This window comes from Streptomyces flavalbus (assembly GCF_042674625.1).
Taxonomy (GTDB): domain Bacteria; phylum Actinomycetota; class Actinomycetes; order Streptomycetales; family Streptomycetaceae; genus Streptomyces; species Streptomyces flavalbus.
The window spans coordinates 7,801,721-7,822,304 of sequence record NZ_JBHTEB010000001.1 but is presented as its reverse complement, the minus strand read 5'-3'; the positions used below and the strand labels follow the sequence as shown (position 1 = coordinate 7,822,304).

Annotated in this window: 20 protein-coding genes and 1 pseudogene; 5 read left to right on the top strand and 16 right to left on the bottom strand. The window is 70.9% G+C overall.

Going from position 1 to position 20,584, the window contains the following annotated elements:
- Positions 1–76: 76 nt before the first annotated feature.
- The 12 genes and pseudogenes from ACFQZ6_RS34740 to ACFQZ6_RS34685 all read right to left on the bottom strand — a co-directional run bounded on the left by ACFQZ6_RS34740 (position 77) and on the right by ACFQZ6_RS34685 (position 10,439).
- Complete coding sequence (locus ACFQZ6_RS34740) at positions 77–541, bottom strand: TetR/AcrR family transcriptional regulator (RefSeq protein ID WP_381617663.1); 465 nt, start codon at positions 539–541, stop codon at positions 77–79.
- Between the two features lie 34 nt (positions 542–575).
- Positions 576–1,505 carry an aromatic prenyltransferase gene (locus ACFQZ6_RS34735; RefSeq protein ID WP_381617660.1) on the bottom strand — a complete coding sequence of 310 codons (930 nt, stop codon included), beginning with the start codon at positions 1,503–1,505 and terminating at the stop codon, positions 576–578.
- 181 nt (positions 1,506–1,686) lie between these two features.
- Positions 1,687–2,757 (bottom strand): methyltransferase, encoded by a 1,071-nt coding sequence (locus ACFQZ6_RS34730; protein WP_449334080.1) that lies wholly within the window; start codon positions 2,755–2,757, stop codon positions 1,687–1,689.
- A 14-nt stretch (positions 2,758–2,771) separates the two neighbouring features.
- Positions 2,772–2,923, bottom strand: a pseudogene (locus ACFQZ6_RS34725) (adenosylhomocysteinase); the annotation flags it as partial.
- Positions 2,924–2,961: 38 nt separating this feature from the next.
- On the bottom strand, positions 2,962–3,828 hold the full coding sequence (gene metF, locus ACFQZ6_RS34720; protein WP_381617655.1) for a methylenetetrahydrofolate reductase [NAD(P)H]: 867 nt from the start codon (positions 3,826–3,828) through the stop codon (positions 2,962–2,964).
- On the bottom strand, positions 3,825–4,148 hold the full coding sequence (locus ACFQZ6_RS34715) for a hypothetical protein (protein ID WP_381617652.1): 324 nt from the start codon (positions 4,146–4,148) through the stop codon (positions 3,825–3,827). Before ACFQZ6_RS34715 ends, metF begins: the two co-directional genes overlap by 4 nt.
- Positions 4,145–5,128, bottom strand: coding sequence for a carbohydrate kinase family protein (locus ACFQZ6_RS34710; protein ID WP_381617650.1), 984 nt, complete (start codon positions 5,126–5,128; stop codon positions 4,145–4,147). The genes ACFQZ6_RS34715 and ACFQZ6_RS34710 overlap by 4 nt, the downstream gene beginning before the upstream one ends.
- 48 nt (positions 5,129–5,176) lie before the next feature.
- A complete protein-coding gene (gene metK, locus ACFQZ6_RS34705) occupies positions 5,177–6,400 on the bottom strand; it encodes a methionine adenosyltransferase (RefSeq protein ID WP_381617647.1) in 1,224 nt (407 codons plus the stop codon).
- 285 nt (positions 6,401–6,685) lie between these two features.
- On the bottom strand, positions 6,686–7,060 hold the full coding sequence (locus tag ACFQZ6_RS34700) for a DoxX family protein (protein WP_381617644.1): 375 nt from the start codon (positions 7,058–7,060) through the stop codon (positions 6,686–6,688).
- Between the two features lie 154 nt (positions 7,061–7,214).
- Positions 7,215–7,838 carry an NAD(P)H:quinone oxidoreductase gene (wrbA, locus tag ACFQZ6_RS34695; protein ID WP_381618894.1) on the bottom strand — a complete coding sequence of 208 codons (624 nt, stop codon included), beginning with the start codon at positions 7,836–7,838 and terminating at the stop codon, positions 7,215–7,217.
- Positions 7,839–7,930: 92 nt separating this feature from the next.
- Complete coding sequence (locus ACFQZ6_RS34690) at positions 7,931–8,926, bottom strand: methyltransferase (protein WP_381617641.1); 996 nt, start codon at positions 8,924–8,926, stop codon at positions 7,931–7,933.
- A 445-nt stretch (positions 8,927–9,371) separates the two neighbouring features.
- A complete protein-coding gene (locus ACFQZ6_RS34685) occupies positions 9,372–10,439 on the bottom strand; it encodes a type III polyketide synthase (protein WP_381617638.1) in 1,068 nt (355 codons plus the stop codon).
- A gap of 593 nt (positions 10,440–11,032) precedes the next feature.
- On the opposite strand from ACFQZ6_RS34685, the gene ACFQZ6_RS34680 reads away from it, so the two are divergent.
- Positions 11,033–12,508 (top strand): FAD-dependent monooxygenase, encoded by a 1,476-nt coding sequence (locus ACFQZ6_RS34680; RefSeq protein WP_381617635.1) that lies wholly within the window; start codon positions 11,033–11,035, stop codon positions 12,506–12,508.
- Positions 12,509–13,160: 652 nt separating this feature from the next.
- On the opposite strand, the gene ACFQZ6_RS34675 is transcribed toward ACFQZ6_RS34680, so the two are convergent.
- A complete protein-coding gene (locus ACFQZ6_RS34675) occupies positions 13,161–13,562 on the bottom strand; it encodes a RidA family protein (RefSeq protein WP_381617632.1) in 402 nt (133 codons plus the stop codon).
- A gap of 102 nt (positions 13,563–13,664) precedes the next feature.
- Here ACFQZ6_RS34675 and ACFQZ6_RS34670 point away from each other — a divergent pair, with 102 nt between their 5' ends.
- On the top strand, positions 13,665–14,048 hold the full coding sequence (locus tag ACFQZ6_RS34670) for a winged helix-turn-helix transcriptional regulator (RefSeq protein ID WP_381617629.1): 384 nt from the start codon (positions 13,665–13,667) through the stop codon (positions 14,046–14,048).
- Between the two features lie 363 nt (positions 14,049–14,411).
- On the opposite strand, the gene ACFQZ6_RS34665 is transcribed toward ACFQZ6_RS34670, so the two are convergent.
- From ACFQZ6_RS34665 to ACFQZ6_RS34655, 3 genes are all read right to left on the bottom strand, one after another.
- Complete coding sequence (locus tag ACFQZ6_RS34665; RefSeq protein ID WP_381617626.1) at positions 14,412–15,929, bottom strand: MFS transporter; 1,518 nt, start codon at positions 15,927–15,929, stop codon at positions 14,412–14,414.
- 84 nt (positions 15,930–16,013) lie between these two features.
- A complete protein-coding gene (locus ACFQZ6_RS34660; RefSeq protein WP_381617623.1) occupies positions 16,014–16,730 on the bottom strand; it encodes a tRNA-dependent cyclodipeptide synthase in 717 nt (238 codons plus the stop codon).
- 2 nt (positions 16,731–16,732) lie between these two features.
- Positions 16,733–17,515, bottom strand: a complete 783-nt coding sequence (locus ACFQZ6_RS34655; protein WP_381617620.1) for a 2OG-Fe(II) oxygenase — start codon at positions 17,513–17,515, stop codon at positions 16,733–16,735.
- A 345-nt stretch (positions 17,516–17,860) separates the two neighbouring features.
- Between ACFQZ6_RS34655 and ACFQZ6_RS34650 the strand changes: the two genes are divergently transcribed.
- From ACFQZ6_RS34650 to ACFQZ6_RS34640, 3 genes are read left to right on the top strand one after another with little or no spacing between them, the layout of a single operon-like run.
- Complete coding sequence (locus ACFQZ6_RS34650) at positions 17,861–18,448, top strand: hypothetical protein (protein WP_381617617.1); 588 nt, start codon at positions 17,861–17,863, stop codon at positions 18,446–18,448.
- Between the two features lie 20 nt (positions 18,449–18,468).
- The gene (locus tag ACFQZ6_RS34645) at positions 18,469–19,659 is read left to right on the top strand and encodes a sensor histidine kinase (RefSeq protein WP_381617614.1); all 1,191 of its coding nucleotides are present in this window, start codon (positions 18,469–18,471) and stop codon (positions 19,657–19,659) included.
- A complete protein-coding gene (locus tag ACFQZ6_RS34640; protein WP_381617611.1) occupies positions 19,656–20,366 on the top strand; it encodes a response regulator in 711 nt (236 codons plus the stop codon). The genes ACFQZ6_RS34645 and ACFQZ6_RS34640 overlap by 4 nt, the downstream gene beginning before the upstream one ends.
- Positions 20,367–20,584: the final 218 nt, after the last annotated feature.

The following is a 20,584-nucleotide window of genomic DNA, read 5'->3' as shown; positions in this document are numbered from 1 at the left end:
ACCGGGGCCGGCAGGATCACAGGGCGGGAGCCTGGCTGTGTCCTGCCGGCGGGGACGAACGCCGCCTGGCCGGTGGTCAGCCCAGGTAGCGCCGGATCGTCGGGGTGAGCAGCTGGATCAGCTCCTCGCTCGACGCCGACGCGATCGGCTCCAGCTTCACGATGTAGCGCAGCAGGACGACGCCCCAGACCTGGCCCGCCGCCGCGTTGATGTGGATCGCGGGGACCTTGATGGTCTCCGCGGCCTGGTAGATGTCCATGCCGGCGATGCCGAGCGCCTTGCCCGCCTGCGCGAAGAGCTGGTTGGCGAGGAACTGGCGCATCTGCGCCGCGCCTTCCTCGCTGTTGACCGCCGCGTGCAGGATGCCGAGGAGCTTCGGCCGCACCTGGGGGTCTTCCCACAGCTCGAAGGCCGCGCGCAGAAGGCTCTCCGCCAGTTGGTCGCGCGGCCCGTTGATCGCCTCGGCGCCGGCCTCGCCGAGGACGCCTCCCAGCGAGTCCAGGGCGGCGGCGCGCTCTTCGGCGCCAATGGCTTCGGACATTTCTCCTCCTGGTTGTCGGTGGTCGGTGCTGTTGCTATGCGCCGCGGTGAGCGGCGGCGAGCTTCTCGAAGGTGGCGGCCAGCGGCAGGTTGTCCCAGAAGGCGGGCGGCCTGCGGAAGTACACCCCGAGCTTGTGGTACTCCTCGCTGCGCGAGATCGTGGCGCCGTAGACGAGGACCCGTGCGCCGCCGTACTCGTAGGGGGCGCTCTTGGCGAACCGGGCGATCTCCTCGTGGAGGGTGGTGGGGTACGCGGTGTCGTCCGGGCTCACCGAGGAGAAGCAGATCCGGTGGATGTCCGGGGACTGGTAGCTGAAGGTCGGGTAGATCGAGAAGGAGTTCTGGACGAACTCCAGGAGCTGCGGGTTGGGCGCCGGCAGCTTCGTGTCCTCCAGCAGCGACAGGACGGACTTCTCCTGGAGGGAGCCCGCCATGAAGTACACGTTGACGGTGTGGCGTATGTAGTCGATGCCGATGATCGAGATCCGGTTGTCCATGCCGAGACCGGCGAAGGTGCGGGCGTGCTCGGCGACGCTGCGCGGCATGGACGGCAGCGCGGCGAGCGTCGACAGCTTCCCGAGGTTGTCCAGCGGGAAGAAGACGTACGTCTTCTTGAAGCCACCGACGACACCGCTCTCGACCCCGTAGAAGGTGACGGGGCTCGACTCCACGATCTCCGGGAGCAGGTTGGCGATCGGGTGGTCCGTCGCCTCGATCCAGCCGTTCGCCACGGCGATCTCGTACGGGTCGCCCACCTCGGTGGGCACCGTGAAGTTGTAGTCGATGTCCCCGCCGTGTCGCTCGCCGCCCGCCATGGCGAGGACGATCACGGACTCCTCCGACACCCCGTCGCCGAACGCGGACAGGACGGACATGACCTTCTCCCGCGAGCAGGGTATGTCCAGCAGGGCGGCCGATTCCTCGATGGCCGAATACACCGCTTCAGCGTTCTTCGTTTCCGACATTCTTCCTCCAGGGTTCATTACAGGTTTCCCGAGGAAACAGGAAAGAAAGCGACGGAGGACATCAGGTATTGACCAGGGCTCACGCCGTGGAGGGGTCGATTTCTGCGACCGTACCATTCGTCCGCCACTTCGATCACGCGTTCCACTCGACGTCCGCTCGATATCAGCTGGAATCCGCCTGTCAGGCAGTCTTCGTCGCAGACAGCATGGCCTCGACGGTGAGGGCGTGCGGCGGGAGGTTGTCCGGATCGTCGGTGACCGCCTTGGTGACCGTGAATCCGCATTCCTCGAGCCAGCTCTGCCAGGTGGAGAGTTTCTGCGGCCCGCCCTGCCCCATGGTGCAGCCGATGAAGAAGCTGGGGTAGAAGTCGACGGTGTAGTTCTCGGTTTCCTTGAGGTTCTCGGGAAACACCGGCACCAGGACGTGGACCTGACCACCGACTTCCAGTGACTTGTTGACACCTTCAAGAATCCGGAAGACGTCACTCTTGTCGAACATGGGCAGGAAGTGCTTGATGAGTACGACGTCGAACCCCTTGGGGACTTCTTCGAAGACGTCGCCGCCGATAAACGAGCAGTATTCCTCGACGCCGTGCGAGCGGAAGTTCTCCAGGCATTCCGCTTCCTTCTCGGGCAGGTCGAAGGTGGTCACCCGCAGTCCGGAGGAGTTCGCCAGCCTGAGGGTGTTGACGGCGCCGAGGCCGGTGTTCCCCGCGAGGTCGAGCACCCGGGACCCGGCCGGGATGTCGACCTGGGAGAAGAACCAGGGGTCGACGTGGGCGGTGACCGTGTTCATCAGCTTCGCCCACGGCTCGCGCAGTTCCGGCAGCTCGGCCAGGGCGCCGTACAGGTCGCCGTCGAAGCCGTACAGCTCCTTCAGGCCGACGGTCGTGCCGGTCCGCACGCTCTCGGTGAGGTAGAACAGCTGCCGCAGCGTGACCGCCTTGATCATGTCCAGGTCGGCGAGTGCCTGCTGGAGGTCCTTCTCGGCGACACCCGCGAGCGCGTCGAGGGTGTAGGTGCCCGCGGCCTCGTCGTGGGCGACGAAGCCCTCCTTGACGAGCAGCAGCAGGAGTTGTTCCACGGCGTCCGGCTTCGCGCCGGCCACCTTTCCCAGTTCGGCCGCCGTCAGGCCGGGGCTGTCCCGCAGCGCGTCCACGAGGCCCAGCTCGAAGCAGGTCAGCAGGGTCATGAACCGGGACGGCCCCACCATGTATTCGCGAAACCGAGCCAGCGTGGCTTCTGGCGTCATGTCACTGGCCTCTCTCAGTAGCGGTAGTGGTCCGACTTGTACGGGCCCTCGACCCGCACGCCGACGTGCTCGGCGTGCTCCGGGCGGAGGGTGGTCAGCTGGACGCCGGGGGCGTCGGGTGCGCGGGCAGCACGGGGACGCCGGTCGGGCAGGCGTCGGGCCCGGTGGTCCGGCGGGGACTCGCCCCTCCGCCGGCCTCGCCTCTCAGCAGGCGTTGAGGAGCCTGGTGCTCGGTGAAGTCAGCACGTTGCGGTGGATGTCCAGGGCCGCCGTGGACTTGTTGAGGGTGATGTAGTGCAGACCGGGGGCGCCCTCGGCGAGAAGCCGCTCGGCCATGGCGGTCGCGTACTCGACGCCGATGCGGTGGCCGTCGCGCGGGTTGCCCCTCGCCGCGTGCAGGCGCGCGGCGAGGTCCTCGGGGAAGGCCGCGTCGGAGAGTTCGGCGAAGCGGGCGATCTGCCGGTGGTCGGTGGCCGGCATGATCTCCGGGATGATCGGGATGTCGCAGCCGGCGGCCACCACCCGGTCCCGCAGCCGCAGGTAGTCCTCCACGTGGAAGAACATCTGCGTGATCGCGTAGTCGGCGCCCGCCCGGCACTTGGCGACGAAGTGCCGGATGTCGGACTCCCAGTCGGCCGAGCGCGGGTGCTTCTCGGGGAACGCGGCCACCCCGACCCGGAAGTCGCCGAGCGAGCGGACCAGTTCGACCAGTTCGTAGGCGTGGCAAAAGCCCTGGGGATGCGCCGTCCACGCCCCCTTCGGGTCGCCCGGCGGATCGCCGCGCAGCACCAGGACGTCGCGGATGCCCGCGTCCGCGTACTGGCCGATGATGTGGCGCAGTTCGGCCACCGAGTGGCCGACCGCGGTCAGGTGGGCGACGGGGCGCAGGGTCGTCTCGGCGGCGATGCGCCGGGTGACCGCCACCGTCCGGTCCCGGGAGGAGCCGCCCGCGCCGTAGGTGACGGACACGAAGTCCGGCCCGAGCGGTTCGATCCGCCGGATCGCCGACCACAGCGTCTGCTCTCCCCTGGCCGTCTTCGGGGGGAAGAACTCGAAGGAGAACGTCGTCACGAGCGGCCTCCGGCGGTGGAGTGGGTGGCCTCGGGTTCGGGGTGGAACGGGAGGATGCGGGGGCCCCGGCGCTCCGGGGCGCGTGTGTCCTGCGTCGCGGCGGGGCCCTCACCGGCCTCGGACCGTTCGTGCGCGCGGTGGGTTGGGCGGCCGGTGTCGGGGCCGGTGGCGTTGACGGTCCCGTTACGGCACCGGAGGTGCTCGACGTCCTTCGGCGGGGGTTGCTGTGCCGGGAGCACGGTGTCCCTGGTCCCGTCGGCGGCGACCGGGGCCGGTGCTTCGCGCGGCGCGGTGACGCGCCGGTGTCGGCCGGTCCTCACGACACACCGGCCAGACGGGGTTCGAGCGCGCGGGCCGCGTCGTTGCCGTAGGTCCGGCCGATACGGGCGGTCAGGTCGGTGGCGAGCAGCTTGTACTCCTGGGTGCCGACCGACTCCAGCACGGTGGTGGCCAGCGCGCAGCCGAGCCGGGCGGCCTGCTCGTGCGGCCACTGCCAGGCCACCCCGGCGAGGAACCCGGCGCGGAAGGCGTCGCCCGCGCCCGTGGGGTCGGCGATCCGGTCCGCGGGTACGGCCGGGACGTGCAGCCGGGGTCCGTCGGCGCGGGCCAGTGACACCCCGTTCGCGCCCAGGGTGGTGATCCAGGTGCCGACCCGGGCGAGGAGGTCGTCCTCGCTCCAGCCGGTGCGTTCGCGCAGCAGCGCCGACTCGTATTCGTTGGTGAACAGCCAGGTGGCCCCGTCGACCAGGCGGCGGGCCTGTTCGCGGTCGATGCGGGCCAGTTGCTGGGAGGGGTCGGCCGCCACCGGGATGCCCAGGCGGTGGGCGGCGGCGGTGTGCCGCAGCATGGCGGCGGGGTCGTCGGCGCCGACCAGGACGAGCGCGAGCGGTCCGCGGTGCGCGGCGGTCTCGGCCAGATCGATGTGGCGGGCCTCGGCCATGGCGCCCGCGTAGAAGGTGGCGATCTGGTTCTGGTCCTGGTCGGTGGTGCACACGAACCGCGCGGTGTGCAGGGTCTCGCTGACCCGCACCGCGGAGGTGTCGACGCCGTTGGTCCGCAGCCAGGTGTCGTACTCGGCGAAGTCCATGCCCGCCGCGCCCACCAGGACCGGGTCCAGGCCCAGCAGGCCGAGGCCGAAGGAGATGTTGGCGGCGACACCGCCGCGGTGCACCTTCAACTGGTCGGCGAGGAACGACAGGGAGACCCGCTCCAGCTGGTCCTTGATCAGTTGTTCGGTGAAGCGCCCGGGGAACACCATCAGGTGGTCGGTCGCTATCGACCCGGTCACGGCGATACGCACAGAAGGGCTCCTTGGACTCCGGGGCGGGACGGACCGGCCGGTGCCGGGTCAGCCCGCCCGCACCGCCTTGCGCAGGGCGTCGGCGCGGTTGGTGTGCTCCCAGGTGAAGTCGGGCAGCTCCCGGCCGAAGTGGCCGTACGCGGCGCTCTGGGCGTAGATCGGGCGCAGCAGGTCGAGGTCGCGGATGAGGGCGGCCGGGCGCAGGTCGAAGACGGCGGTGATGGCGTCCTCGATCTTCGAAACGGGGACGGTGTGGGTGCCGAAGGTCTCCACGAACAGGCCGACCGGCTCGGCCTTGCCGATGGCGTAGGCGACCTGGACCTCGCAGCGGGAGGCGAGACCGGCCGCGACGACGTTCTTGGCGACCCAGCGCATCGCGTACGCGGCGGAGCGGTCCACCTTGGAGGGGTCCTTGCCGGAGAAGGCGCCGCCGCCGTGCCGGGCCATGCCGCCGTAGGTGTCGATGATGATCTTGCGGCCGGTCAGTCCGGCGTCGCCCATCGGGCCGCCGATCTCGAAGCGGCCGGTGGGGTTGACCAGCAGGCGGTAGTCGTCGGTCTCCAGTTTCATGCCGTCCTCGGCGAGCTGGGTGAGGACGGGTTCGACGACGTGCTGGCGGATGTCGGGGGTGAGCAGCCCGTCGAGGTCGATGTCGCTGGCGTGCTGTGAGGAGACGACGACGGTGTCCAGCCGGACGGGACGGCTGCCCAGGTACTCGATGGTGACCTGGGTCTTGCCGTCCGGGCGCAGGTAGGGGACCGTGCCGTCCTTGCGGACCTCGGTCAGGCGGCGCGCGAGGCGGTGGGCCAGTTCGATCGGCAGCGGCATCAGGGTGGGCGTCTCGTCGGACGCGTAGCCGAACATCAGGCCCTGGTCGCCGGCGCCCTGGCGGTCCAGTGCGTCGGCCTCGTCGTGGGAGGCGCCCGCCACGCGGGTCTCGTAGGCGGTGTCGACGCCCTGCGCGATGTCCGGCGACTGCGCGCCGATCGACACCGACACGCCGCAGGAGGCGCCGTCGAAGCCCTTGGCGGAGGAGTCGTAGCCGATGGCGAGGATCGTCTCGCGGACCAGGGTGGCGATGTCGACGTAGGCGGAGGTCGTCACTTCGCCCGCGATGTGCACCTGGCCGGTGGTGATGAGGGTCTCGACCGCGACGCGGGACGCGGGGTCCTGGCGCAGCAGCGCGTCGAGGACGGCGTCGCTGATCTGGTCGGCGATCTTGTCGGGGTGGCCCTCGGTCACGGACTCCGAGGTGAACAGGCGGCGTGACATGGCGCTCCAAGGCAGGAAGGAGTGAGGACGGGGAGACGGCAGGGCCGTCGGCCCGGCGCGGGCCGGTTCGTGACCGGCCCGGTTCTCGCGCCGTCCCGGGTCGTCACGCCCGCGGTCGGGATTCGGGGGCGCGCCGCCTTCTGGCGGGCGGTGGCGGCGTGCTGGCGGGGCCGGTGTGCTGGCCGGGCGGGGCAGGGCGCGGGCGGCGGGCCGGGGGACCGTCAGGTGCCGACCCGCCTCGGGCGGGACGCTGGTGTGCGGCCCGCGGACGTGCGAGGTGCCCTTTCAGAAGGAGTACGGGCCGAAGCGGCCCCACGCCACGAAGACGGCGATGGCGAGCAGGACCACGGCCACCACGGTCCCCTGCTGTTCCTTGCGGCGGACGTGGGTGGTGGCTGCCAGGGCCATCAGCACGGCCAGGCCCGTGGCGGCCAGGGGCACCATGACCGGCGCGATGTCGAGGGCGGCGGGCAGGATCAGGCCCACACCGGCCAGGACCTCCAGGATGCCGATGGTCTTGACGACGCCGCCGTCGAAGTCCTCGACCCAGTCCCAGCCGGACGCGGCCAGCTTCTCCTTGGGCTGGGCCAGTTTCATGGCGCCGCCCGCCAGGAAGGCCGCCCCCAGCACTGAGGCGACGATCCACAAAGTCATGTTCATGAGAGTTCTCCTCCAGGGCCCGAACCCCGCGGCGGCCCCGTTCCCCGCGGGCAGAGAAAGACGCCGCCCACGGCGCACGGCAGCGGGCGGCGGTGGCTCAGGCGGCAGCCCCCCGGCACGTAGGGGGGAGGTCCGCCTTGGACGTGGCGGTGCGTCAGGCGGAGCGGCCGGCCTTGAGGGCGGCGGCGGTGTCCACGACGCGCCGGGCCTGGTGCCGGGCCGCCTGGAGGGTGGCCTCGTCGGGGCCGGAGCCGCTGGCGCCGATGCCCGCGACGTGCGAGGTGCCGTAGGGGTTGCCCGTCTGGAACTGGATCGGGTCGGTGTAGCCGGGCGGCACGATGATGCCGCCCCAGTGGTAGAAGGTGTTGCTCAGCGCCAGGATGGTGGCCTCCTGGCCGCCGTGCGCGGTGCCGCTGGCGGTGAACGCCGAGACGACCTTGTCGGCAAGACCGCCCTGCTGCCACAGGCCGCCGGCGGTGTCGATGAACGCCTTGAGCTGGCTGGCCACGTTGCCGAAACGGGTGGGGGTGCCGAACAGCACCGCGTCCGCCCAGCTGAGGTCGTCCAGGGTGGCCTCGGCGACATCGGCGGTGGCCTCGATGTGCTGGGCCCAGGCCGGGTTGTACTGGATGGCCTCCGGCGGGGCCAGCTCGCGGACCTTGCGCAGGCGCACGGTCGCGCCGGCCTTCTCCGCGCCCTCCGCGGCGGCCTGCGCGAGCGCGTGCACGTTGCCGGTGGAGCTGTAGTAAATGATCGAGACGTTCACAGGTGCCATGATCGGTTTCCTTCGCTAGCTCTTCATCTGACAAGACCGCAGACGTCAACTGCCTTGCGGCCAGGGGAACTTGAGGCGCGCACCCGGCGTTTCCGCTATCGGGCGATGACCAGGGTGCCGGGTGGTGCGGAGTGGAACAAGACCTCCTCGAAGCCGGCCTTGGTCAGCCACTCGTGGTAGTCGCTGCGCCGCCAGGTGCTGCCCTTCTTGCTCTTCAGCAACATCTCGGAGGCGAAGACCAGCGGGAAGGCCGGGCCGCTGCGGTCGTCGTCGACGACGTAGTCGTTGACGACCAGGGTGCCGCCGGGTCTGAGGGCCTGCCGCAGCCTGGTGAAGACCTCGATGTTGCTCTCCGGCCCTTCCTGGTGGGCGATGTGGGAGTACACCGCGACGTCGTACTGCGCGGTGCCGAAGTCGGTGGTGTGGAAGTCGCCGTTGACGCAGGTGAACCGGTCGGCCACCCCGCGCTCGGCCAGCAGCCGGCGGGCGACGGCGTTGATCGGCTCCCAGTCGAGCTGGGTCGCCCGGGCGGCCGGGTTGGCCTCCAGCCAGATACCCGAGTAGATGCCCGACCCGCCGCCCACGTCGAGGATGGAGATCTCGCCGGCCTCGGCGAGACCGAGCAGCTCGGCGGCGAGCGTCGCGGCGGGAACCGACTGCGCGGCGATGGCGGTGACGATCCCCTCCCAGTGCGGGTTGTTGGCGACCTCCACCACGGGGTTGGCCACCGGGCCGCCGACGCGGACCACCTCGGCCAGGTCGGCCACGCTGCCCATGTGCGTCATCTTGAGCCGGGCGAAGCTGGCGAGCGAGGCGGGCTTGCCCTCGACCAGGTAGGCGGACGCCTCGGCGGTGTTGCGGTACTGGCCCTCGCGCAGGTCGACCAGGCCCACGCTGACGAGCCCGTCGAGGAGGCTCTGCGCGCCGCGCTCGGAGATCTGGGCGCGGTGGGCCAGTTGGGAGGCGGTGCTCGCGCCGTTCTCCAGGTGGGTGAAGAGCGAGTGGCTGGCTGCGGCGGCGATGATCCCGGTGGCCCAGTAGCCGTTGATCAGCCGCATGATGTTGTCCGGGGACGGCTTGGTGTTCATCATGCTGGCCCTCCTAGGGGTTGAGTGGAAGCCGTGTGGGACCGGACCGCGGTACGCAGGGCGGCTGCGACGCGTTCGGTCTGGTCTTCGGTGAGTTCGGAGTGCGGGGGGATGGCGAGGTCGCGGGCGAACAGGTCCGCGCGGCCGGGGGTCGCGGTCGCCGACGGTGACCGCGTTCCCGGCGCCGTGGCGCTCCTTCGGCTGGGCTTCCAGGGCCTTGTCCCTGGGGCCTGCCCGGCGGGCCGGCCGGAGGCGAACACCTCGGCGATGGCGGCCAGTTCCCACTCCCCCGGGCTGGCGTAGGTCAGGGGTATGGCGTTCCTCGGGCCCATCTCGCTCACGCTCCGCGCTCGGTCGGCTGGGGACGAAGAGCGGTGGGGGGCTGGTAGCGCGGCGGGGTGAGGTGGTGGATGTCGTGGCGCTGACGTGTCCCTGGTCCGTGCGCCGTTCAGGCGATGGACTGCGGAACGTCGGCCGCCCAGGTGCCGAGTGCCATCTCGGCGGTGATGCCGGGGCCGAAGCCCGCGATCAGGCCGGTGGCACCGGGTGCGAGGCCGTCCTCCTCGAACAGCCGCCGCGCGGCCTCCAGGACGACGGCGCTGGCGATGTTGCCGTACTCGGTCAGCGTCGCCCAACTGTGCCGGAACACCTTGCGGTCGACGTTGAGGAACTTCGCCAGGTCGTCCAGGATGCGCGGGCCGCCGGCGTGGACGATGTAGAAGTCCAGCTTGCCCGCGTCCCAGCTGTGGTCCTTCGCCAGCTCCCGCAGCACCGGCGCCAGCGGCTCCATGGTGCCCGGCACGCGGCGGTCCAACTGGAAGTGGAAACCCGTGTCGCGGACGTCGTAGGAGATCCAGTCCTCGGTGTCCGGGATCAGATACGAGGCGTTGCGCTCCAGTTCGATGCCCACTCCCCCGGTGCCGCGGACCACGGCGGCGGCGACCGCGTCACCGAACAGGCCGTCGGACAGCAGCGAGCCGATGTCGTCGGCGTCGGGCTGGTAGCACAGCGAGCACAGCTCGCAGGAGACGATCAGCACGTTGCTGCCGGGGTGGGCCACGCAGAAGTCGTGGGCCCGGTTGATGGCCGCGCCGCCCGCCGCGCAGCCCAGCTGGGCGATGGGGATCTGGCGGGTGTCGGAGCGGAAGCCGAGCTTGTTGATCAGCCAGGCCGTCAGGGACGGCATCAGGAACCCCGTGCACGATACATATATGATCGCGTCGATGTCCCGGGCCGCCATGTCGGCGTTGCGCAGCGCCTCCTCGATGACCTGCGGGGTCCGCTTCTTCGACTCCACCTCGTAGATGCGGTTGCGTTCCGTCAGGCCCGGGTGCTGAAGCGTCTTCTCGATCGGCTGCACGATGTGACGCTTGCGCACACCGGTGTTCCGGATCAGCCGAAGCGCCAGAGGAAGCTGCGGCTTTCCACCGTGGACTCGTTCGGCGAACGCCAGAGTCTCCTCCATCGTGATGACATATTCCGGCGCGCTCATCGCCGGTTTGCAAAGCCTCGGCATATCGGGAGTCCACTTCTTCGAGAGGAGACGTTGGGCTGGTGACAGGCCGTCATCACCTGCCGCCCCTCGGCGGGGACGGCGGTGGGCTCACTGGCGACGTCGACGTGACCGACCGGGGGTCGGCGGCCGAGCGGGCGGAGTCTCGTGGGTCGGGCACGCCGGTTCGGCCTACGTGCGGGCACCACACAGCACCGGCTGGTGGCCGGGTGTGTCACAGGGACTGGTTTCGGCCGGGTGCACCGGCGCGGACAACCCCACGCCACGATCCTGGGGGCGATTCCAGGCAGGGGGGGTGTGCCGGAATAGTGACACACCCGCATCCTTCAAGCCAAGGTTTGACGTCGAGTGACGTGGGTCACTTCGCCCGGAAAAGGATCTTTAGCGGACTTGTAGATAGACGCTAGGTCGAGTTGAGGTGTGCCTGGTCGACTGTGGACAGGAAATAACGGTCCATTCAGTCTGAGGTGCGCTTCTTGCCCCGGCCTGCCGTTACCTCGTGATGGCCCTCGCCGCGCCAGCGGCCCGAGGGCAACGGCCCTCAGCACGACGAAACGGAACAACACCGCTCGTCATACAGTGAGGAAAGTACCCACATGAACAGGACAGTGAAGGCCGATGTCATCGTTGTCGGAGGGGGCCCTACCGGGCTGATGCTGGCTGGCGAACTCCGCCTCGGAGGCGCGAGCGTCATCGTCGCCGAGGAGTTAGAACAGCCCACCGGCCAGTCCCGTGCCCTGGGATTCACCACCCGCACCCTGGAATCCCTGGACCAGCGCGGTCTCGTCGCACGCTACGGCGACCTGGAGACCAGTCCGATGGGCCACTTCGGTGGTGTCCCGTTCGACTACACCATCCTTGAGGACGCGCACTTCGGGGCCCGTGGCATCCCGCAGGCCCAGACGGAGGCGATCCTGGAGGCATGGGCGCTGGAGCGGGGCGCCGAGATCCGCCGGGGTCACAAGTTCCTCGCCTTCGAAGAGGACGAGAAGGGCGTCACGGTCACCGTGGCCACCCCCGACGGCAGACAGGAGCAGTTGCGGGGCCAGTTCCTGGTGGGCGCCGACGGCGGGCACAGCGCGGTGCGCAAGGCCGCGGGAATCGACTTCCCCGGCACCTCCGGGACCCAGCTCATGTACCTGGCCGACGTCGTGAACAGCGGGGTGCGGCTGCGCCCCCTGGGTGAGCGGCTGCCGGGCGGCCTGGTGCAGGTCTTCCCGATGCCCGACGGCGTGGCCCGCATCATCCTGTCGGTGTACGGCACCTCGCCCGAGGACCACAGTGAGAGCCCCGAGTTCGCCGAAGTCGCCGCGGCGTGGCAGCAGGTGACCGGCGAGGACATCTCGGGTGGCGAGGCCCTGTGGGTCAGTTCCTTCACCGACTCCACCCGCCAGGCCGCCGAGTACCGCAAGGGCCGCGTGCTGCTCGCCGGTGACGCCGCGCACATCCACCTCCCGGCGGGCGGTCAGGGCATGAGCACCGGCATCCAGGACGCGGTCAACCTGGGCTGGAAGCTGGCCGCCACCGTCCGGGGATGGGCACCCGGGGACCTGCTGGACACCTACCACGACGAGCGCCACCCGGTGGGCGCCCGGCTGCTGTCCAACACCCGTGCCCAGGGAATGGCCATCTTCGGCGGTGACGACTCCCAGGCACTGCGCGACCTGTACACGGAGCTGATCGCCCTGGACGAGGTCAAGCGGCATCTGGCGGGCGCGGTCAGCCACATCGACATCCGCTACGACGTCGGCCCGGACGCCCACCCGCTCGCCGGCTACCGCCTGCCGCCGCGCACGCTGGACACCCCCGACGGGCCCACGCGGACCCCCGAGTTGCTGCACCAGGCGCGGGGTGTCCTGCTCGTCCTGGCCGACAAGCCCAAGGTGCGGGCGGCGGCGGTCGGGTGGGAGGGCCGGGTCAGCACCGTCATCGGTGCGCTGCCCGCCCCCTTCGACGAGGTCGCCGCGCTCCTGGTCCGCCCTGACGGGTACATCGCCTGGGCGGGCGGCGACGAGTCCGGTCTCGACAAGGCCCTGCACCGCTGGTTCGGCACCCCCGACGCCGCGAGGTGACCGCCGTCCGGCCCTGCCTTCCCGGGACACGCCGGGACACGGCGGGACGTGCCCGTCGCCGCACGGCCGGGTGTGCCGCTGACCCTGACCGCGCCGCCGCGGCGGGTGCCCCGCGGGGAAAGCGGATGCCGTCCAGGGCCGCCCCCTCCGGACCGCCGCCGGGAGGCCCTGACGGCCGGGCCAGCCGGGTCGTCGGTCCTGCCGCGACGGGCGGACAGCCCCGGGCACGGCTCCGCACCGTCGACCGGACACCGTCGCCCGCTTGAGATGGCTGGCGTTGAGCGGCGGTGCGGCGGGGTGAGGGGGCCAGCGCCGTACCGCGCCCGCCAGCAGGTACCCGCGTCGCTGACGGTCAGCGCGGTGGCGGTGCGGGCGCTCCCCCCGGGGCCGGGGCGAGGGGGTCGGGGATCCGTGGCTGCCCGTGCTCGTCCCCTCCGCGGGGGGCCGACGGCGGCCTCGACCGGGCTCAGCGGGCAGGCCCCCCGGGACCGGACGGCCGCGGTCCGTTGGGTGCCCCGCACCGCGGCACATGTCCCGCTGGCCGACGCGGTCGTCGCCATGGCGCTGCCGGCCGTGCGGAGTACGGGGGACGGCGTGGCCCCCTGTTTCCCGGCCGCGCTCACGGCCACGACCGCGGTGCGAGGAGGGGACCTCAGGCGGGCAGCTGCGTGTCGATGACGAAGCTGATCTCGACGAGCTGGCCGGGCAGGGCCAGTTCGGTGACGCCCAGGACCGTGCTGGCCGGGCGGTGGTCGCCGAAGTACTTCAGGTTGCCCTGCGACACCGCCTCGGCGTTCTGCCGCAGGTCCACCAGGTACAGGGTCTGTGAGACGACCTGGTTCCGGGTGGCGCCGTAGTGGTCCAGGACCCTGTCCATGTTGGCGTGGGTCTGCTGGAGCTGGGCGGCGAAGTCGCCCGGGTGGAGGAACTCGCCTGCCTCGTCGAAGGCGACCTGGCCGGAGACGTGGACCAGGTCGCCGGACCTGATCGCCTGTGCGTAGCCGAAGTCGCTCTCGGCTGGTATGCCGTAGCGGAAGACATCAGGGGTGGTCACGGTACTCGCCCTCCTGGGCTCGCTCTCTTGTGGTTACTGGGGAACTGTAGGAGAGTCTGGGTTGACCTGGAAGAACGCACTTTTCGGTGACTGAGGAACCTGATGGTGACCAAGCAACTGCTCAAGGGCCTGCCCGAGGACGCCGACCTGCGGCGCGCGGACTCCCTGGCACGGGAGATCTTCTCCGACATCGCCAACAAGTGGGCGCTCCTGATCATCGAGGCGCTCGGTGAGCGCACGCTGCGCTTCAGCGAACTGCGCGCCGAGGTCGAGGGCGTCAGCCACAAGATGCTCACCCAGAACCTGCGCATGTTGGAGCGCAACGGCCTGGTCGACCGGGAGGTGCACCCCACCGTGCCGCCCCGGGTCGAGTACACCCTCACCGGGCCGGGCCAGGACCTGCGCGCCGCGGTCGACGTCATCTGCGGGTGGACCCACCAGCACCTGGGACACATCGAGAACGCACGCACCCGTTTCGACACGTGACCGGCTCGCCCTGGAGACACCTTCGGTGACGCGTTCGGGCGGGGTGGTGCCGCGTTCGGCCATCAGTCGCGTGCGTCGCCCGGGCGTCGCTTGCGGTGTGGGGGCGAGTGAGGCGGTCAGGGTGGTGGCAGGTGCCGGGCGGTGGAGGGCTTCCTCCGCTAGGGCGTGTTGCGAAAGTCCCGTCGTCCGCCCGGAGGGCGGGCCGAGCGGCGTCCGGTGCGTGCTCTGGGGGTACCCCCTGCTCGAAGAGCTTGGGGGAGTGCCGGGCGGAAGCCCTCGTACTGGTTGTACGTGGGCTTTCGCCCGGTGCGGCGAGAGTGCGTGCCGGGCGTCGCTCGGCAGGCGGGACTTTCGCAACACGCCCTAGGTGACCTTGCTGGTGGGGACGTGTGCGGGTGCGTCCGTGCTCGCCTCGGCGGCGCTGTCGCGGGAGAGCCGGGCGAGCAGGGCGACCACCGCGAGGGCGGCGAGGGAGACGGCGGCCAGCAGCCACATGGCTGCGTGCATCCCGTGCGTGAACGCCGCGCTGAAGACGCGGTCCGCCTCGGAGAAGGGCAGCGAGGTCTCCCGGGCCAGGATCCCGGTGGCCCGCTCGGGGTTGGTGACCACCTCCTCGGTCCAGGCGCCGGTCGCCTGGTCGTAGCGGGTCAGCTCGCTGGTCAGCCGGTCGGTGGCGGAGGAGCGGAAGAGGACCACCGCGCAGGCCAGGCCGATCGCGCCGCCCAGGTTGTGGAAGGTCCAGGAGGAGCCGACCGCGAGCCCTGCCTGCCGCTCCGGTACGGCCGACAGCGCGGACACGGTGGCGGGGCTGAGGACGCAGGCCCATCCGATGCCCATCGTCGTCAGGGCGAGGGCCAGGTGGGGGGTGGGGGTGTGGGCCGTCAGCCTGGTCAGGAGCAGCGCCGAAACGGTGAAGGCCGTGAAGCCCGCCGCCAGGAGCGGGCGTGGGCCGAAGCGGTCGATGAGGCGTCCGATGACGGGCGACAGGAGCGCCATCACGGCCGTGCCCGGCAGCAGCAGGGCGCCGATGGCGTATCCGTCCAGCCCGCGCACCGCGCTCAGGTAGAGCGGGATGAGGAAGAGCACGGTGGTGTAGAAGCAGGCCAGCGCGAAGTCGGAGGACAGTGCGCCGACGAAGGCGGGCTTGCGGAACAGGGCGAGGTTAAGCAGCGGGTTGGCGCTGCGGCTTTCGACGGCGGCGAAAGCGAGCAGGGCCAGGACGGCGAAGGCGGCGAGGGTGAGGGTCGCCGCGCTGGTCCAGCCCCAGGTGGAGCCGAAGGTGAAGGTGAGGACGGCGGCGGGGATGCCGAGGCCGGACAGCGCCAGGCCAGGCCAGTCGAGACGGCCGTCGGCCGTCTCGTCGCGCGACTCACGGACACTGAACGAGCACACCGCGAGCGCGAGCACGACGAGCGGCACGTTGAGCCAGAACACCCAGCGCCAGCCAGCCGCCGACACCAGGACCCCGCCGAGCAGCGGGCCGACGGCGAGGCCGAGGCCGTTGACGCCGTACAGCGCGCCCATCGCCCGGCCCCGCCGCTCCGCGGGGAACGCGTTCTGCACGATGGCGCCGGTGGCGGTGTACAGCACGGCGCACGCGGCGCCCTGCAGGAAGCGGAAGGCGATCAGCCAGCCGGTGCCGGGAGCGGCGCCGGCGCCCAGGGAGGCCACCCCGAAGACGACGGTGCCGACGTAGAGGACGCGGCGGCGGCCGTGTATGTCGGCCAGCCGTCCCATCGCCACCATGAACATCGACAGCGCGACGATGAAGATGTTGACGACGAGCTGAAGCTCCGTCACCGAGGCGCCGAGGTCGGCCTGGATGCGGGGCGCCGCGGTGTTGACGATGGTCAGGTCGATGCAGCCGAGGAAACTGATCAAACCGACACCGGTGAACGCCCACCAGGTGCGGTCTTTCGCTGCTGGAGTCACTGAGAACGCGTCCTCTACGCCGGATGGGTACGGTCAGGCGGCCAGGGAGGAGGCCGCCCTCTTCTTGAATCTGAGGGAGAGCCAGTTGCCTTTGCCCGGATACTCCCGGGCCACGAACAGCTGGTGGGTGTGGGCCATGGCGGTGGTCATGGGCTGCGGATAGACGATGTGGTCGTATCCCTGGTGGGCCCACATCGGCTGGATGACGGGGCATTCCTCGATGAGATAGGACAGGCATCCCTCGAACGCCTTGCGGGGGTCGACGCACGGGTTGCGGGACACCATGCGGTCGAGGAACGTGCGGATCGTGGAATCCACCGCGGCACGGTATCCGGGATCGTCGCGGTAGGCGTCGCGGACGCGACGCAGGAAGCGCGGGTAATCCGGGTCCCGCAGCGCCTCGTCCCAACGGAGCACGTCGTTGGGCACGCTCAGCCGGCCGAGGGTCTTGCTGTTGCGCTCCAGCCAGGCGTCGCCCTCGCGCAGGGCGCGACGATGGGCTTCGGCGGGGTCGTGCGCGAGGTAGTTGGTGCGCTGGAGGGTGTCCGCCACCGCGACGGTCACCTGGCCGAAGCCGGTGCGGTTGAGCAGTTCCACGGTGGCCCGGAGTTTGTCGCCCTCGTGGTACCGCTGGCCCACGCTGATCAGCAGGACGGCCCGGCGGCCGGACAGGTCGTCCTTCTGGCCGTCCTGCCCGAAGCTCGCCTTGGTACGGCCGTGAAGTACCTGCTCGGTGTCGCGTTCACTCATGCTCAGCTCCACAGTTCGAGCGGGCGGTCGTCGCCGTGGTAGCCGATGAAGTGCCCCAGGGTGATGCGCGGCCGGTCGTGGGAGGGGCGGACGGCGTGGATCTGCCGCGGGTTGAGCAGCAGCAGGTCGCCGGGGGCCGGCTTGAACACGGTCCGGGGCGGGCCGAGCCGGTCGCGGTCGATGCCCCAGGTGCGCTGGCCGCGCAGCCGGTCGTACTCGTCCGCGGTCGGCTCCACTCCCCACAGCTCCAGTTCGCCGCCGGTCTCGGGGATGTCGATGTAGACGTTGACCGACAGCTGGGCCTTGAGGGTGTGGCGGGACTCGGCGGGCAGGTTCCGTTCGAGGGCGTCGGTGTGCGGATTGAGGTCGACGTCCTTGTCCTGGTAGCGGCAGATGCCGATGAACGCCTTGCGGCCGTCGATGTGGAGCAGCCCGGCTCCGGGGCCCCATGCCTCCTCAAGGAGCAGCCGCAGCACGTCGCTGGGCGCGCTGTACGGCGCGAAGAGGTCACGCATCCGCTGGATGTTGGGGCGGGCCTGCGCGTAGTACCGGTCGCGGGATGCCTCGTCGCTTATCTCCGAGAAGGCGAAACCCACGCGCTTGAACTCCGCCGCCTGACTCAGGTCACCGCGCTCGGGATGGTCGAACAGTTTCTCGCGGGCTTTCTCCAGGGCCACCCGCGGAACGAATCCCGGAAGGTGCACCGCGAGGCACGTGCCGTCGATGACCGACCGGATGTCGGCGTGTGTGAGCGTGCGCGTCGTCTTCTCTCTGATGTCGGACATGGTGGTTCCTCGGCTTCTTGTGAAGGGGAATGCGCGATGGGGAAACGCGCGGCGATGTGCTTTTCGAGCATCCACCGCCGCCCGTGCCCGCCGCGTCCGCCTCTGACCCGATCCGGCGGGTCGTCCCCCGGGGGTAGGCGGGTCCCCGGTGTCCTCTCCAGCCCCGATCCGGTGAATACGCCGCAGAGCTGTCGCGGGGGCGAGGCGGGGCCGATCACAATCGGGGGGTGCTGCGCACCGCCTGGTGGGCCCGCGACCTGCGGGTTCGCGCAGCGTGTCCTTCCGGGCGTGCTACCCGGCCCGGGGTCACGCTCCTGCCGCCCCTCGTCTGCCTTGGAGCCCTTCGTGATCGACGAAACCCCGTCCAGTCAGTCCAGCACGGGCTGGCCTCTCGTGACCGTCCAGTCGGAGGACGCGCTGGCCACCGCGGCCGGTGTGCTCGTCGCGGACGACGTCGTGTTCGTCCCGCATCCCCCCGCGCGCCTGCTCACCTCACCGAAGTTCAACGTCGTGATCACCTCCGGCTCCACGGACGGGAAACCGCAGGAGTTTTTGGGGGTGACGGACGTACGGCTGCTGGGGCTGGATGACGGCGAGGTCCAGGCCGTGCTGGCGGCGTTCACCCTCGCCGCGCCGTCCGCCCTGCGCCGCAAGGTGCCGCGGTACTCGGCGGCGGAACTCGGCGAGGCCGTCACGCGCCACGGGGGCGATCTGTGGGCGGCCCTGGCGTCCCTCGGCTACCAAGTGCCGGTCGACGCGGACCGGCAGGCCACGCCGGATGCCTGGCCGACGTTCCGGGCCCTCGCGGACGAGGGGGCCAGGGCCGTCGACCTGCACGACAGCGTCGCCTCGTTCGCCAGCAGCGGCTGCAACGCCTGCGGATGCTGCCTGCCGCAGCATCAGCCACCCGCGCAAGGCGGCCCCCGGCCCTGACCATGAGGAATCCGACGCGGGTGGGACGCGTCAAAGCCTCGGACGCCTGGCGGGCGCTGGCCATCGTCGTGCCCGACATGGTGGCCTTCGGCCGCCTGGTCGCCCCGGACACCACCGGCTACCAGGCGCTGGTCACCGTGCTCGTGGCCGTCCCGTCGGGGGCTGCCCTGTGCCTGCTGCGGGCCGCGCCCGTCGCCGGGTTCTGCGCGCTGTGGCTGCACGCGGTGCTGTGCGGCCTGCTCAGTGTCGTCTCGGTACTCGACTACAGCCCGGTCTTCACGGTGCTGGCGGGGCTGTTCAGTGTGGCGGTGACCCGCCCGCTGCGCGTGGCCCTCGCGGCGCTGGCCATGTCGGCCGTCCCCATGGGACTGACCATCCTGCTCGACCTCCACCACGTGCCAGCCGAACGCCGGTGGCACGCGCTGGCGGGGCTCCTGGCGTTCTTCATGTCCCTCTACGTGGAGGTGTTCCTCTTCGGCCGGTGGATCCGCGCCAGCAACACCCAGGCCGAGCGCACACGGAACCGGCTCGCCGAGGCGCGCCAGACCATCGTCGACGAGCGCGCCCGCATCGCCCGCGAACTGCACGACATCGTCGCCCACACGGTGACCGTGATGGTCCTTCAGGCGGGCGGCGCGCGGCGGGTGCTGCGCAGCGACCCCGACCGGGCCGCCCTCGCCCTCGGCGACATCGAGAGCCAGGGCAGGAACGCGATGGGAGAGCTGCGCCGTATGCTGACGCTGCTGCGCGCCACGGACCAGCCCGCCGACTCCTCCCCGCACGACGGACTGGCGGGACTCGACCGGCTCTTCGACAGCGTGCGGCGCACCGGCGTGTCGGTGGTGTGCGAGGAGCGAGGGCGTCGGCCCCCGCTGCCGGAGAGCCTGGACCTGACCGCCTACCGGGTCATCCAGGAGGCGCTGACGAACGTGACGAAGCACGCCGGTCCGGGGTCCCGCGCCGTGGTCTCGCTGATCTGGGGTGAGTCGTCGCTGCGCGTCGAGATCGACGATGACGGCGCCGGGACCCCGTCCACCCGGCCGGGCGAGCTGTCCACCGGGCACGGCATCCCCGGCCTGCGGGAACGCGCCGAGGTCTTCGGCGGCAGCCTGTCCACGTGCGCCAACGGCCGGGGGTACCGGCTCACGGTGACCCTGCCGATCCCCGAGACCACCCGCTACGGCCCCACCGGAAAGGGACCTGACCTGTGATCCGTGTGATCCTGGCGGACGACCAGCCGCTCGTGCGCTCCGGCATCGGCATGTTGCTCTCGGCCGAACCGGACATCGAGGTCGTGGGTGAGGCCCACGACGGGGCCCAGGCCATCGACCTCGCCTGCGCCCTGAGGCCCACCGTCGTCCTGATGGACATCAGGATGCCCGGCGTCGACGGGGTGGAGGCCACCCGGCGCATCACCGCGGACCAGTTCTCGCGCGGGCAGGGCGTTCCGGTACGGGTGCTGGTCCTGACGACGTACAACGTGCACGAGGCGGTGATCCAGGCGCTGCGGGCCGGGGCCTCCGGGTTCCTGCTGAAGGACGCGGCACCGGAGGAACTGGTGCGCGCGGTGCGGTCGGTGGCCGACGGTGAGGCGTGGCTGGACCCTTCCGTCACCCCGGAGTTGCTCCGCGAGTTCGCCGCACGTCCTGACCGGCTGTTGCCGACTCCGGCGGAGGTGGAGAACCTCACCGCTCGCGAGCGTGAGGTGCTGACGTTGATCGCCCACGGGATGTCGAACGCGGAGGTCGCCGGGCACCTCGTGATCAGTGAGACGACGGTCAAGACGCACTACAGCCGTATCGTCATGAAGCTGGGGGTACGCGACCGGGCCCAGGCCGTCGCGGCGGCGTACCAGTGCGGCCTGGTCCAGCCGGGTACGACGCCTCCACCGCGGAGTCAGGGCCCGGCTCCGCGGTGAGCGCCACGCACCGGCAGGGGTGCCTCGTCCTGCTGTGGGGCGGTGGGGACGGGGGCGCCTGCGGCGTGGAGCCCGGCTGCCGTGTTGCCGGAGCCGACAGGTGTTGCAGAGCAACACGGTCGGCAACAGCGCCGGGCCGCCGGGCCGTTGACGGGGCGCACGGCTGCCGCAGGCGGTGGCAGCGCTTTTGCAACAGGCGTTCTTCGTTGCCCCGCTTA

Bases quoted from the DNA above. Each gene is read 5' to 3' on its own strand.
- ACFQZ6_RS34690 (WP_381617641.1), bottom strand. From the start codon at position 8,926: ATGATGAACACCAAGCCGTCCCCGGACAACATCATGCGGCTGATCAAC.
- ACFQZ6_RS34660 (WP_381617623.1), bottom strand. From the start codon at position 16,730: ATGAGTGAACGCGACACCGAGCAGGTACTTCACGGCCGTACCAAGGCG.
- ACFQZ6_RS34740 (WP_381617663.1), bottom strand. From the start codon at position 541: ATGTCCGAAGCCATTGGCGCCGAAGAGCGCGCCGCCGCCCTGGACTCG.
- ACFQZ6_RS34730 (WP_449334080.1), bottom strand. From the start codon at position 2,757: ATGACGCCAGAAGCCACGCTGGCTCGGTTTCGCGAATACATGGTGGGG.
- ACFQZ6_RS34685 (WP_381617638.1), bottom strand. From the start codon at position 10,439: ATGCCGAGGCTTTGCAAACCGGCGATGAGCGCGCCGGAATATGTCATC.
- ACFQZ6_RS34655 (WP_381617620.1), bottom strand. From the start codon at position 17,515: ATGTCCGACATCAGAGAGAAGACGACGCGCACGCTCACACACGCCGAC.
- metK (WP_381617647.1), bottom strand. From the start codon at position 6,400: ATGTCACGCCGCCTGTTCACCTCGGAGTCCGTGACCGAGGGCCACCCC.
- ACFQZ6_RS34670 (WP_381617629.1), top strand. From the start codon at position 13,665: ATGGTGACCAAGCAACTGCTCAAGGGCCTGCCCGAGGACGCCGACCTG.
- ACFQZ6_RS34735 (WP_381617660.1), bottom strand. From the start codon at position 1,505: ATGTCGGAAACGAAGAACGCTGAAGCGGTGTATTCGGCCATCGAGGAA.
- ACFQZ6_RS34680 (WP_381617635.1), top strand. From the start codon at position 11,033: ATGAACAGGACAGTGAAGGCCGATGTCATCGTTGTCGGAGGGGGCCCT.
- ACFQZ6_RS34700 (WP_381617644.1), bottom strand. From the start codon at position 7,060: ATGAACATGACTTTGTGGATCGTCGCCTCAGTGCTGGGGGCGGCCTTC.